10 protein-coding genes are annotated in these 12,720 nt (G+C 62.8%); 2 read left to right on the forward strand and 8 right to left on the reverse strand.

The features are described from left to right. Nucleotides 1-36: 36 nt before the first annotated feature. On the reverse strand, nucleotides 37-165 hold the full coding sequence (locus tag F8G81_RS20075) for a hypothetical protein (protein ID WP_267276391.1): 129 nt from the start codon (nucleotides 163-165) through the stop codon (nucleotides 37-39). A gap of 602 nt (nucleotides 166-767) precedes the next feature. Here F8G81_RS20075 and F8G81_RS20080 point away from each other — a divergent pair. Next, nucleotides 768-1,031, forward strand: coding sequence for a DUF3040 domain-containing protein (locus F8G81_RS20080; RefSeq protein ID WP_267276392.1), 264 nt, complete (start codon nucleotides 768-770; stop codon nucleotides 1,029-1,031). Between the two features lie 270 nt (nucleotides 1,032-1,301). On the opposite strand, the gene F8G81_RS20085 is transcribed toward F8G81_RS20080, so the two are convergent. From F8G81_RS20085 to F8G81_RS20095, 3 genes are all read right to left on the reverse strand, one after another. Next, nucleotides 1,302-1,898: an adenylate kinase gene (locus tag F8G81_RS20085; RefSeq protein ID WP_267279310.1), complete on the reverse strand. Its 597-nt coding sequence runs from the start codon at nucleotides 1,896-1,898 to the stop codon at nucleotides 1,302-1,304. A 175-nt stretch (nucleotides 1,899-2,073) separates the two neighbouring features. Continuing rightward, nucleotides 2,074-3,597, reverse strand: coding sequence for an aldehyde dehydrogenase family protein (locus tag F8G81_RS20090; protein WP_267276393.1), 1,524 nt, complete (start codon nucleotides 3,595-3,597; stop codon nucleotides 2,074-2,076). A gap of 116 nt (nucleotides 3,598-3,713) precedes the next feature. Then, nucleotides 3,714-4,562: an alpha/beta hydrolase gene (locus F8G81_RS20095; protein WP_267276394.1), complete on the reverse strand. Its 849-nt coding sequence runs from the start codon at nucleotides 4,560-4,562 to the stop codon at nucleotides 3,714-3,716. 351 nt (nucleotides 4,563-4,913) lie between these two features. On the opposite strand from F8G81_RS20095, the gene F8G81_RS20100 reads away from it, so the two are divergent. After that, nucleotides 4,914-8,387 carry a discoidin domain-containing protein gene (locus F8G81_RS20100; protein ID WP_267276395.1) on the forward strand — a complete coding sequence of 1,158 codons (3,474 nt, stop codon included), beginning with the start codon at nucleotides 4,914-4,916 and terminating at the stop codon, nucleotides 8,385-8,387. A gap of 101 nt (nucleotides 8,388-8,488) precedes the next feature. Here F8G81_RS20100 and F8G81_RS20105 read toward each other — a convergent pair whose 3' ends face one another. The 4 genes from F8G81_RS20105 to F8G81_RS20120 form a co-directional block, all read right to left on the reverse strand. Continuing rightward, the gene (locus F8G81_RS20105; protein WP_267276396.1) at nucleotides 8,489-8,986 is read right to left on the reverse strand and encodes an SRPBCC family protein; all 498 of its coding nucleotides are present in this window, start codon (nucleotides 8,984-8,986) and stop codon (nucleotides 8,489-8,491) included. Between the two features lie 16 nt (nucleotides 8,987-9,002). Then, on the reverse strand, nucleotides 9,003-9,335 hold the full coding sequence (locus F8G81_RS20110) for an ArsR/SmtB family transcription factor (protein WP_267276397.1): 333 nt from the start codon (nucleotides 9,333-9,335) through the stop codon (nucleotides 9,003-9,005). 131 nt (nucleotides 9,336-9,466) lie between these two features. Next, nucleotides 9,467-10,975 (reverse strand): glycoside hydrolase family 32 protein, encoded by a 1,509-nt coding sequence (locus F8G81_RS20115; RefSeq protein WP_267276398.1) that lies wholly within the window; start codon nucleotides 10,973-10,975, stop codon nucleotides 9,467-9,469. 97 nt (nucleotides 10,976-11,072) lie between these two features. After that, nucleotides 11,073-12,686: an ABC transporter substrate-binding protein gene (locus tag F8G81_RS20120; RefSeq protein ID WP_267276399.1), complete on the reverse strand. Its 1,614-nt coding sequence runs from the start codon at nucleotides 12,684-12,686 to the stop codon at nucleotides 11,073-11,075. Nucleotides 12,687-12,720: the final 34 nt, after the last annotated feature.

Here is a 12,720-nt window from a genome sequence, read left to right on the forward strand (position 1 = left end):
GCGAGTTCTCTTGCCTCTCACACTCTTTTTTACGTGTTATCCGTCCAGGATCGATTGGACTTCATGGCGGGAGAGCTGGCCGGAGTCGGCAAGCACGTCGCTGGAGACGCCCTTGGCCGAAGCGCTCCGAATTGCCGCATGGAGCTGGACAAGGGCCTGGTCCATCTCCCACTGGCAGGTTTCAACCGAGGCAGCGGCAGCCCACACTTCTTGCCGCGGATCCGGCTGTGGATCACGAGTAAATCCGCACCCGCATTGCCACACAAGGCAGAGATCGCCATCCGCTTCGGGGCTGGATGAAATGGGATCCCCTGGAGCCCGATGGAAAGTCAGCTGCATTCCTTGACCGCAATGCACGGGTCGAAGACCCGAGGTTCCCAGCCCGGAGAGCGCAGACAAATCACGGATCTGCCCCAGGTGGCGAATTGTGTCATCATTGCCAACAAAAAGCATCAGACATCTCCTTTCAATTCGTGCGATAAAGAAAATCATCCTGATTCAGTTATAGCCGGTATTTTTATTAAAGCCAGTTCGCAATTTGGCCGGCCTGACTAGAGCCCAACACACTCCGCAGCCCGGCTAGCCCTCCAAGTGAGGGGTTATGAGGGAGCAGGAAAGCCCGGCTTGACTTCCATCAGGAAGGTTCCTATGGTCAAGAATACTGACATATGAGGTACGAGTTTTTAGAAGGTGCTGCACACTCTACAGCCACGTGACGGCTGCGAGAGCTGGGCAGTGCGGTGGCGGGTATCCAAAGGAGGTTCCGAATGCCATTGTCCGATAGGGAGCGGAAGCTGCTGGAGGAACTGGAGCTTGACCTGGCATCAGACGATCCGCCCCTGGCCCGCAAACTTTCGTCCGGCTCAATGGAGGCCGGGTTCAGGGCAAGTACTTACTTTGCCGCCATGGCATGCCTGATCGGAGTGGTGCTGCTCATCGCCGGAGTTGCTTCACAGATCATCGCCGTTGGCATAGCCGGCTTCCTTCTGATGGGCACCGGCGCCTACCTGTTCACATGGAGGCGCCGCTGACCCAGTTGCGCCAGTCCCCGGCCACGACCCTTCAACTCTTGAGTTTCGTCCGGCCCGTATCAGACAGACAAAATGCGTCCCGAAGAGCGATGGCGGCAGGCCCGCTTGACCGTCAGACGCCCGATCCAAGGATGATGCAGATCGTGACAGGAAATCGCGATAGTGCGGATCGGGCAAGCTTGGGCACTATAGGCGAAACGACCAGTAAAAAACGGCGGTGCCACGGATCCCCGGTAAGGGGGATCCGCAGCACCGCCTTAGGCAATTGAACTAGCGCCCGCTGGCGGCCGGGACCTGTGGATGGGCAACGGCACCGGCAACGGACCCCATCACCCGGTTGGTGACGTCGTCGATGCCGCCGATGCCGTCAACGCGGGTCAGAATGCCGCGGCCGGAATACTTGGCCACCACGGCTTCAGTCTGCTCGTGGTAAAGGTCCAGCCGATGCCGGATGACGGCTTCGGTGTCATCGCTCCGGCCTGTTTCCTTCGCACGGCCCAGGAGCCGGGTGACCAATTCCTCATCGTCTGCCGTCAGCTGCAGGACAACATCGAGCTTCTGCTCTCCCTTGGCCAGGATCGCATCGAGGTAGTCCACCTGCGCCGTGGTCCGCGGATAACCGTCAAGCAGGAAGCCGCAGTCAACGTCGTCCTGGCAGAGTCGGTTCCGGACCATTTCGTTAGTGACACTGTCCGGAACGAAGTCCCCGTTATCCATGTACTTGCCGGCTTCGATGCCCAACGGCGTCCCACCCCTAACGTTGGCGCGGAAGATGTCGCCGGTGGAGATGGCAACAACGCCGAGGCGTTCCGAAATGCGTTCCGCCTGGGTTCCCTTGCCGGAACCGGGCGGTCCAATAATCAGCATTCTCGTCATGTTAATGTCCCTTCGTGGTGCCGCTGTTCTATGTCATCGGTGTCCGTCAAGCAGAGTACGACGGCGGGAGGGCCCGCCGTCGTTCCCTGCCTTTTTGTGCTGCTGCCGGTAGCTATGGTGCAGTAGGCGGCCAGGATCCGGCCGGCATGCCGGACAAGGTGACGCCCTAGAAGAAGCCGAGTTTGTTTTCTGAGTGGCTGACCAGGAGGTTTTTGGTCTGCTGGTAGTGGTCCAGCATCATGGAGTGGTTTTCCCGTCCGATGCCGGATGATTTGTAGCCGCCAAACGCGGCGCCGGCCGGGTAGGCGTGGTAGTTGTTGACCCAGACGCGGCCGGCCTGGATTTCACGGCCGGCGCGGTAGGCCACGTTGCCGTTGCGGGACCAGACCCCGGCGCCGAGGCCGTAGAGGGTGTCGTTGGCGATGCCCATGGCGTCGTTGTAGTCGCTGAACTTCGCCACCGAAACAACGGGCCCGAAGATTTCCTCCTGGAAGATCCGCATCTTGTTGTCGCCCTCGAAGATTGTGGGCTGGACGTAGTAGCCGCCGGCCAGATCGCCGTCGAGCTCTGTCTGGGCACCGCCGGCCAGGATCTTGGCACCCTCGTCGAGCCCGATGTCGATGTAGGAGAGGATCTTCTCCATTTGGCCCACCGACGCCTGGGCACCGATCTGGGTTTCGGTGTCCAGCGGGTTGCCCTGGATGATTTTCTGCGTCCGGGCCACGGCGTCGGCCATGAAGGAATCGTAGATGTCCTCCTGGACCAGCGCCCGTGACGGGCTGCTGCAGACTTCGCCCTGATTGAACGCATACAGAGTGAAGCCTTCCAGCGCTTTGTCGTAGAACGCGTCGTTGGAGTCGGCCACGTCGTCGAAGAAGATGTTGGGGCTCTTGCCGCCAAGCTCCAGGGTGACCGGAATCAGGTTCTGGCTGGCGTACTGGCTGATCAGCCGTCCGGTGGAGGTTTCGCCAGTGAAGGCGATCTTCCGGATCCGCGGGCTGGACGCCAGCGGCTTGCCAACCTCCGAGCCGAAGCCATTCACAATGTTCAACAGGCCTGCCGGCAGCAGATCCGCGATGAGTTCGGCCAGGACCAGGATGGACGCCGGAGTGTTTGACGCGGGTTTGAGGACCACGGCATTGCCGGCAGCCAGGGCAGGGGCCATTTTCCAGACGGCCATCAGGATGGGGAAGTTCCACGGGATGATCTGTCCGACCACCCCAAGCGGCTCATGGAAGTGGTACGCCGTGGTGTCTTCGTCCAGCTGGGACAGCCGGCCCTCCTGGGCACGGACGGCCGAGGCGAAGTAGCGGAAGTGGTCAGCCGCGAGCGGAATGTCCGCACTCAACGTCTCGCGGATGGGCTTCCCGTTGTCCCAGGTCTCCGCGACAGCAAGCAGCTCCAGGTTGGCATCAATACGGTCTGCGATCTTGTTCAGGACGGCGGCGCGCTCCGTAGCCGAAGCCTTGCCCCACGCCGGCGCTGCCCTATGTGCGGCGTCCAGGGCCAGCTCAACATCCGCGGCGGCACCACGGGCCACCTCGGTAAACTGCTTGCCGTTCACCGGGGAGACGTTCTCGATGTATTGTCCGGTGGTTGGAGCTACCCACTCGCCGCCGATCCAGTTCTCGTACCTGTCCTTAAAGCGGACTTTGGATCCTTCGTGGCCGGGCTGTACATAAACAGTCATGCGTACTCCTCCTTGGAAACGGACGTCTTCGTCCGGGCCAATGCTAGGGAGGGAGAGGTTGCGAGCAGGCTGCATCGCCGCCGAAGTGGCCAATCCAGCTCGCCGAGGGCGCTCTCCTAAACTTCCAGCGCTTCTGCAAAAAATGCTGTGGCTGTACTCATGAACCTTTCCTCCATGTCCCGGCGGACAAAATGCGAAGCGCCATCGAAAACCTCCACCTTTGCACCCAATCCGCGGGCCATCCGCTGGTGTTCCGGCATGATCCCGGCCCGGACTGTTCCCGTGATGATCAGGACCGGCACATCGGCAGCGGTGAGGGATGCCGTCAGGTCAGGCCAGGGCGTGGAGGGAATGACGTTGCCGTTGCGGATCAGCCGGGGATCGCAGTGCTCCTGAGCCATGGTGCTCCGCAGAATCTCTGCCTCGCTCCAGTTTGGCCACTCATGCCGCCTGATGACGGCGCGTTCTGAGGCCGTGCAGGCCTGGACTTTGAGGAGGTGTGCGTAGGCCGCTTCCGCCACGGAGGGGTCCTGCAAGGGAGTGACCGGAAGCCGCCAAAAGGGATCCTCCAGCAAGACGGCTGCGGGACGGAATCCGGCGCGCGCTTGATCAAGCACCGCAGCCTGATCCACTAGCGCGGCCGCGACAGCAGCCGCCACCGAACCCCCGGCCGAATGGCCATAGTAGAAGGCAGGCAGCCCCGCCGCCTCCCGGAGATCCGCTGAGCCAAGGACATCCAGGACATCCTGCACCATGACATCGCCCGGATGCCGCTGCAGATCTTCGTCAGACCAGCGGGGAGAGCTGCCGTGCCCACGCATGTCGAGCGCCAGGACAGCCCATCCATGGGAAACCCAGTGCGGAAAGGCGGCCTCCAGGCATTCGGCCGACTCCATCAGCCCATTGACCGCCACGACGACGGCCCGCGCCTGCCCCCGAGGCAGGGACAACCGGTACGACAACACTCTGAAACCCTCCCGCTGAACTGCGCCTGACCCTCCGCACGATACAGGAAAACGTTTGCCTCAAAGTCTCACCGCCTTCAGGAAAACGATTGCCTGGAACGCAAACCGCCGCTAAGCTTGCCACAAAACCGGTTGCTCCGCGCTTATCCGTGCGGAAAGCCGGCGACGCCGAACCAACGCTCCAGGCACTGCGCTGCCTAAACCCGCGCCCGCCGGAGTATGGCCCGCGCGCCTCGTCTGCAACGCCGGGCCACATCAGGCCCCGGACCAAGCGGGCCGAGTTTACGAGTCTGGAACCAGCGCAAAGACCTACCACCCCAACAAGCACCACCTATCGATCCAGGAGGACCGATGAAGCATCCTTCAACGATGAGGCGATGGGCCCGCATGCTCGGGCTTGCCGCTGCCGTTGCCCTGGTGGCACCGGCCGGCGGCATCCCCTTGCCGGGCGGCGTGGCACCCGCCACTGCTGACCCAGGCCAGGACGTCACCATCACCGAAAGTGTCAGCGCCAACGGCTTTGTCCACCCGGGCATCGGCGTGAGCGCTGAGAGCCTTCGCAATGCCCGTGCCATGGTCAAAGCCGGCACCGAGCCGTGGAAGAGCTATTACCACGCGATGGTGGAAACGCCGTTTGCCGCCCGCGACTTCCGCTCTTCGAATGGCAGCGCCGTCCCCGATCAGCCGGGCACCACCGCCTTCAACTCCCAGGGCGTCCAGAGCAAGCTCATCAGGGATGCCTTCGGCGCCTACACCCAGGCAACCCTGTACGTCATCACGGGCGATCCGGTGTACCGCGAAAACGGCATGCGGCTGATCCGGACCTGGAGCAACATGGACCCGGCGAAGTACGCGTACTACCCGGATGCGCACATCCATTCGGGAGTCCCGCTCTACAGGATGGTGGCGGCGGCCGAGCTGTTCCGCGCCACCAGTGTCCCCGGGGGTTACACGGCCTATGACCTGAACTGGAACGAACAGGACACGTCCAAGCTCAGCGCCAACCTCATCGGGCCCATGACGGAAACGTTCCTCCACACCAACTGGCGCTACCTGAACCAGCACTCCTACCCCCTGATCGGCGCCATTTCCGGGTACATCTTCACCGAGAACCGTGAGCGGTATGCCGAGGCAGTGGAGTGGTACACCGTCAACGCCTCCACTTCCCGTCCCGAGCAGAACGGCTCGCTGGCAGCCCTCTTCCCGCTCATCTCCAAGGATGATCCCCTCAATCCCTACGGCTACTCTTTTGTCCAGCACCAGGAAATGGGCCGCGATCAGGCCCACGCCTGGGACGGCATCAACACCAACGGGGCGCTGGCGCGCTTCCTGACGGTCCAGGGCACCAAGGTGGATCCGACGGTGGGCACCATCTCCACGGCCACCGACGCCGTCTCGCCGTACAAGTTCCTGGGCGACCGCCTCCTTAAGGCCGCGAATGCGTTCACGGGTTACATGCTCGGGTACGAAACGCCGTGGATTGATACCACCGGCGGGCCGGGCAGCCTCTCTGAGGCCTACCGCGGCCGAACGTTCAACCCGATCGACGAGCTCTATCACGTCTACAAATACGAACTGGGCGTGGACGTCGAAAAAGAGGCTCCGTACGTGGCCGAACTGCACGCCAAGGCGGACGGACCCAAGTTCTACTGGGGCACGGGACTCTACAACTCCTGGGAAAGCAACCCGGACTACAGCCCCGAGTTCTGGCTCTCCCTCCCCGCCGAAATCGCGGGACAGACCCGCCCCGTGGCCACCGATGCCAAGATCCAGTTCGAGACCCGCAGCTCCGCCATGGACAGCGGCTCCAAGACCGTGACCCAGGACGGACGCACGTTCGTCAGGGTCAACGCGTCGGCGAAGGGCAGCACCATTGCCGCGCGCACCCTCATGTATGTCAGCCGGACCGGTTACAGCGCCGTGGGTATCCAGTTCCGTACCAACGGTCCTGCAACGCTCGCCATCGGGAAGGATCCCGCCAAACGGCTCGAAGTGCCATTGCCCAACACCAGCAACCAGTGGCGGTACATCACCTACGATGTGGACGTCGAGAAGTTGACCGGCGTGAGCCTGGGCGGGGAAAACCTTGCCTACCTGACCGTCATCGGCGCCAACGGCGTCAGCGCGGATTTCGACTTCATCAACCTGGAGGCCAAGACACAGCTGACCATTCCGCAGTTCCCGGCAGATGTGAAAACCCCGGCCATCGCTGTGGCCGGAGCCGAATTGAGGCGCACGTTCGCCGCCACTGATGCTGCCGGTGAGGTCCTGGCGTACAAGGGCGCCGGCCTGCCCGTCGGGGCGGGCCTCCACCCCGAGACAGCCCAGCTGAAGTGGAAGCCTTCCGCCAGCAACGTTGGATCACACAAGTTCCAGGTGGAGGCAGATGATGCCACCACCCTGGCGACGCGTCCCGTCACCGTGCTGGTTGCCGCCAACCGGCAGGCCGCATTTGACGCTGCCCTGACAGGTTACGACGCCAATGCTGCCTACGAGTCCGCATCGTTCGCACCCTTTGATGCTGTCCGCAGTGAAGTCAAAGCCGCCATGCAAACGGCCGACGACGCCGGCTACCTCGATCAGCTGGTCCGCCTTCAGAGAGCCGTCACGGAGCTGAGGCTCCTCACACCGCGGCTGGCCGACGACGGTTCAATCGACTACCGCGGGCTGGTTACGACGAACCCGACGGGCGTCCAGCCGAGGAACCTCGTGGACGGGAGCTTCCATTCCACCACCGGGGACCTCCGCGCACCGTTCACCGTGGACTTCGGCCAGGGCTTCCAGGTTTCCGCTGACGCAATTGGCCTCCAGGCCAGGTACAACTTTGCGAACCGTTCCCAGGGTGCCAACGTTTACGGCTCCCGTGACGGACGGACGTGGACGCTGCTGACTGAGCGGGAGACCACCAACACCACGGCCATCGGGTTCGCCATGGAGACCATTCCGGTGCGGGCCGACGTGGCGGGCCAGACGTTCCGCTACTTCAAGGTCCAGGTGGACCACCCCGGCGTGCCCACCGACCCCGCCTACCCGGGCATCTCCTCATTCGGTGAATTCCGGATCCACGGCGACAGGCATGAGATGGCAACGGCCATTTCCTCGCTGTCTATCGCGACGTCCAACGCGGACAAGGGCCTGGCCACCAATGGCGATACGGTAACGTTCGCCGCCGTCGCCACCGAGCCACTGTCCGAGCTGAAGATTGTTGTCGAAGGAGCGGCCGCAACGGCAACATCCGCTGACGGGCTCAGCTGGACTGCCGCCGCTGTCCTGCCTGCCGACGTCGAATACGGCCGGGATGTCCAGTACTCGGTGGACTACCGCACGGTTTCCGGCAAAGCCGGAACCACCCTCACCAGCACCACGGATGGCAGCCGGCTGGCTTTGTGGAACACCGGAATCGTGCGTGTTCCGGTGGTCCAGGATTGGGTCAATGCCTCCACCCGGGCATGGCCGGGGACCGGCACCACCCAGGAGAACGGGTGGAAAATGTTCGACAGGAACACAGCCACCTACACGGACACCACGACGGCGAACGGCTGGGTCACGGTGAAGCCCACCGACGGCACACGGATCACCACGGACATCGTCCGGGTCTTCCCGCGTGCCAGCCATATCAGCCGCGGCAACGGCACCGTTCTCCAGGGCTCCAACGACGGCGGGGCAACGTGGACAACGTTCATGACCATCACGGGCATGAACGCCGCCAACTGGTACACGTTCACCCTTCCGCAGCGGGCTGACTACGGCCAGGTCCGGGTGCTCGATGAGCACGGCGGCAACGTCAACCTGGCTGAGGTGGAGTTGCTCCACAAAGCCCCGTAGGTCCCTGCGGGGACATCAGACGAGTAGCAAAAACAAGAGGGCGACGGCGGGACCTCCCGCCGTCGCCCTCTTTCGTTTTGTTGTTGCTCCGTCAGCCTCCGTCAGGTGCGGGCATGCTCGGCGAGGACGGCGTCGATCTGGCCCACCGCTTCCTTCATGCCTTCCTCCATGCCCATCTGGACCATTTGCTCCATCTGCTCTTCGCTTTCGAACGTGGACTGAATGGTCATCCGGGTACGGCCGCCGATGTCCTCGAGCGAAACGGTGGCGTGGGTGGTGCCCATGGCGTCAACCGGAGCGCCGTTGTCGTCCGCGAAACCGTCGTCGAACTCCAGCTTCCTGGGTGCCTCGATGGCGGTGAAACGCCACCAGCCGCCGGCCTTCTCGCCCTCCGGCCCGGTCATGTAGTAACCGGCCTTTCCGCCAGGCTGGAAGTCGAAGTCCTTGAAGGTGGCAGGCCAGGTGGGCGGGCCCCACCAGCGTTCCAGTTGGCGGGGATCTTCCCAGATCTGCCACACGCGTTCGACGCCGGCATCGAACTCGGCAACCAGGGTGAAGCTCAGTGCCTCGAGGTTCTTGGTGGAACTGATAACTGTCATGGTGGACAACCCTTTCCTATCCTTCGGCCAGAATCTCGGCGATCCGCCCGGCGCGCTGCCGCCAGATCGCCTCATACTCATCGAGCAGGCGGCGGGCTTTTTCCAGTCCTTCATGATTGCCCCGCACGATCTGCTCCCTTCCGCGCTTCTCCTTGGTGACAAGGGAAGCCCGCTCCAAGATCGCCACATGCTTTTGCACGGCGGCGAAACTCATGGCGTAGAGGGCAGCCAGGCCGGACACCGAGTACTCCCCCGCTGTCACCCGCCGGACGATGTCCCGGCGGGTGGAGTCGGAGAACGCCTGGAACAGGCGGTCCACTTCGGAGTCACTGAGCTGATCTACAACCATTTGGTTGTAGGATATGCCTGCCTGTGGGCGGTGTCAACAGGTCAATTTATCCGCGGCCCCCGCCATAATGAGCACCTGCTGCTGGGCTATTCGGTCCAGGCGGACCGTACCGATGGATATCGGGGCCCTAGTTATACGTATTGATCAACGTGGAGGCTGTTGATAATGGCTGTTCCGCCGATGGCGTAGACGGCCAGGTCGGTGTTGGTGGGTGCGGGGAAGATCAATTCCGTCATGGTGACCTGGCCGTCTTGGGAGAAGATTTCGACGGAGCAGCGGTCCACGTAAATGGTCAGCTGGTAGGAGCCGCCGATCGGTTGAATGGGGGCAGTATCGATGGAGGGGAAGGTTTCGTGGAAATCGGTCCGCCCTGAGGTCCGCCGGTCGATATGCAGGGTGCCTTGTGCCGGCCGGATGCCGATGCGGGTTCCGTGGGCGCCGTTGGCACGGACGATCAGCCCGAATTCCTCGGCGCTTCCGGGCGTGAGGGTCAGATCGATTCGCTGGACGGAGCCTTCCGCGCCGTCGAGGACGCGCGTGCAGTCGGATATTTCCATCCGTTCAAGGGTGAAGGGTCGGCCGATGCTGGAAGGGGCAGACAAATCTCCGGCGGCCTTTTGGATCAGGCGGGGCCTTCCGTCGACGGTGCGGAGGGATATTTCGCGGGCCAGGCTCATGGGGCTGCGCCACGGCGAGGTGGGGATCTGGTTGGCGTATTCCCAGTTGTTCATCCAGGCGATCATGAGGCGGCGGTCGTTGGGGGCGTCGCTGAAGGAGACGGCGGCGTAGTAGTCCCGGCCCCAGTCCAGCCACTGGTACTCGCCCAGCCGGGCGGGGTCCTGGAGCCCCTCGGTCACCGTGGTGGCCGAGGTGAAGGTGGTTCCATCGAAGTCCCCGACGAAATACTGCCCGGCAGAGCCAGAATTGGGGCCGCCGGGATTGAGGTTGACGGTGAGGACCCATTTGAGCTGTTCGGAGTCGCCGTCGAGGGGCAGGGGGAAAAGGTCGGGGCATTCCCACACGCCGCCGGTGGCGTTGGCCGGTCCGAAGGTGCTGAGGAATTCCCAGTTCTTCAGATCGTCGGATCTGTAGAGGACCACCTGGAAGTCTGTGGCTTCCACGGCGACCATGACCCAGTAACTGCCAGCGCCGCCGTCGTACCTGATGACCTTGGGGTCACGGAACTCGGCTGACCCGCGGTTCAGCACCGGGTTGCCGTTGTGTTTGGTCCAGGTGTAGCCGCCGTCGCAGCTGGAGGCGAGCGACTGTGCCTGGAGTCCGGCGTGTGCGGAGCCGGACTTGAAGGCGCTGGTGTAGACGGCCACCAGCGGCGGGGCCGACTCGGTGCCGAAGCCGCTGGTGTTGTCCCGGTCAAAGACGATGCTTCCGGAGAAGATGTCTTCTTGCTCATCGCAGGCGATGGCGACAGGGTGCTCGGTCCAGCTGACCAGGTCCGGGGAGGTGGCGTGGCCCCATGACATGTTTCCCCAGACGTTATCCAGCGGGTTGTTCTGGTAGTAGAGGTGGTAGACGCCGTCATGGAAGATCAGGCCGTTGGGGTCGTTCAGCCAAGTGTTCCGGGCGGCGTAGTGCAGGGCCGGCCGGAAGGTATCGGCTGTCGTGGCGGTCGCGGCAGTCATGAAGGTCGTTTCTCATTTCTTTGCAAGTCGGGGAGCCCGTGGTTCGGGCAGCATGGATAGGGTGGGCCGGTTCGTGCCGGCCCACCCTGGTGCGGTGCTAGGAGTTGGACTTGTAGCGGTCGTAGCCCTGCTGGTAGACCTCGACCATTTTGTCGACGCCGATGTTCTTGAGCTGGGCGATGTAGCCGTCCCATTCCTGCTCGATGCCGCCGGAGACGATCCACTTGGCCATGTTCTGCTTGACCAGGGACGCGGCGTCCGTTTCGATGGTGCCGATCTGCTGGAGCTCCTCGGTGGACAGCGCCACGGGCGGGTACCCGTCGTTTGCCGCGAAGGGCTTGTAGTTCTCTTCTACGGTTTTCTGGCGCTGGGCTGCCCTCGGCTCAGGAGCCACGACGTTTTTGAAGTTCTCGGCAGTGTTGGCTTTCGGGCCGCCGGGGGCGACCTTTTGGCGCCGTTCGCCCTCGCTGGTCCCTGCCGGCGCGGGGATCTGGGTCAGGATGCCACTGGCATCCTTTTGCAGGGTCTCACCGATAGGTCCCCAGTTGGCCTGGGCTGACTGGATGGGATCGTAGAGGTTGTCTGCCCAGCGCATGGTGGCTGCCGGGTACTTGTTGGCGTTGGTGATAGCGAAGGCGCCGCGGGCGATTTCCTGGTTGTTGGACTGGCTGACCAGGCGCTTACCGTTCACGCCTTCCAGGGCGGGGACCAGGGAGTAGTTGTTGGCGCGGTCCGCGCCTACCATTTCGGGGACTTCCCACCAGACGAAGGAGCCGAGGTTTTCCGTGGCTGCCTTGCCCTTGGCCAGGTATGCCTTGTCGTCCTGGGAGAAGGACTCGGGATCGATCAGGCCTTCCTGGTACCACTCGTGCAGGGTCTGGATGGCCTTTTTGTAGCCGTCCTGCGTGGGAGTGAAGATGACTTTGTCGTCCTGGACGATCCGGTGGTCCATGTTGTCCGGCACTCCGCCGAGGGCGGCGATCAGGTCAACGATGTCCCCGCACCAGGAGCCGGGCATAAAGCTCAACGGGATAGTCTTGCCGGTGCCGGAGGCATCCTGGGTTTTGAATGCGAGCAGCGCGTCGTGGAACTCGTCGATGGTCTTGGGCATCGGGATGTTGAGCTTTTTCAGCCAGGAGGTGTTGATGGCAAGCTCGTTGGGGAACTGGACCAGCCCGAGTTCCTCGATGGAGGGCAGCGAGTAGATATGCCCGTCAGAGGAGGTGATGGCGGCCTTGATATCGGGCCGCTCAGAGAGCAGCTTGGAGAGGTTCGGTGCGTTTTTCTCGATGAGCCCCTCGAGCGGGATGAGGGTGCCGCTGGCAGAGTAGGTGGCGATCTCGGCGTCGGTCAGGCCCGAATTGAAGAACGCATCGGGCAGGTCACCGCTGGCCAGGATGAGGTTCTTCTTTTCCTTGAAAACAGTTTCGGGCAGGTTCTCCCAGTTGATGTGGACGTTGGTGGCCTTTTCCCATTCCTTCACCACGGTCATGGTGTTGTAATCCGGGGCAAGCGCTGACTTCGTGCCGGAGAAGGTCAGCTCCAGTTGCTTAGTTACGATCGGGAAGCCTGTTTCCTGGAAGCCGAAGTCCGCGGAGGCGTCTTTGATCTCGGTGGTTCCTGAGCCACCGCCGGAGCAGGCGGTAAACATCAATGTTCCGGCCAGGACGGCGCCGAGGGCGGCGAATTTGCGGCTGAATGCCATGGTCATTTCCTCTTCTTGGTGGGGATGGTGAGGTGGGTTA

This window comes from Arthrobacter sp. CDRTa11 (genome assembly GCF_026427775.1).
Lineage (GTDB): Bacteria > Actinomycetota > Actinomycetes > Actinomycetales > Micrococcaceae > Arthrobacter.

Bases quoted from the DNA above. Each gene is read 5' to 3' on its own strand.
- F8G81_RS20080 (WP_267276392.1), top strand. From the start codon at position 768: ATGCCATTGTCCGATAGGGAGCGGAAGCTGCTGGAGGAACTGGAGCTT.
- F8G81_RS20100 (WP_267276395.1), top strand. From the start codon at position 4,914: ATGAAGCATCCTTCAACGATGAGGCGATGGGCCCGCATGCTCGGGCTT.
- F8G81_RS20110 (WP_267276397.1), bottom strand. From the start codon at position 9,335: ATGGTTGTAGATCAGCTCAGTGACTCCGAAGTGGACCGCCTGTTCCAG.
- F8G81_RS20115 (WP_267276398.1), bottom strand. From the start codon at position 10,975: ATGACTGCCGCGACCGCCACGACAGCCGATACCTTCCGGCCGGCCCTG.
- F8G81_RS20120 (WP_267276399.1), bottom strand. From the start codon at position 12,686: ATGACCATGGCATTCAGCCGCAAATTCGCCGCCCTCGGCGCCGTCCTG.
- F8G81_RS20105 (WP_267276396.1), bottom strand. From the start codon at position 8,986: ATGACAGTTATCAGTTCCACCAAGAACCTCGAGGCACTGAGCTTCACC.
- F8G81_RS20085 (WP_267279310.1), bottom strand. From the start codon at position 1,898: ATGCTGATTATTGGACCGCCCGGTTCCGGCAAGGGAACCCAGGCGGAA.
- F8G81_RS20075 (WP_267276391.1), bottom strand. From the start codon at position 165: ATGGACCAGGCCCTTGTCCAGCTCCATGCGGCAATTCGGAGCGCTTCG.
- F8G81_RS20090 (WP_267276393.1), bottom strand. From the start codon at position 3,597: ATGACTGTTTATGTACAGCCCGGCCACGAAGGATCCAAAGTCCGCTTT.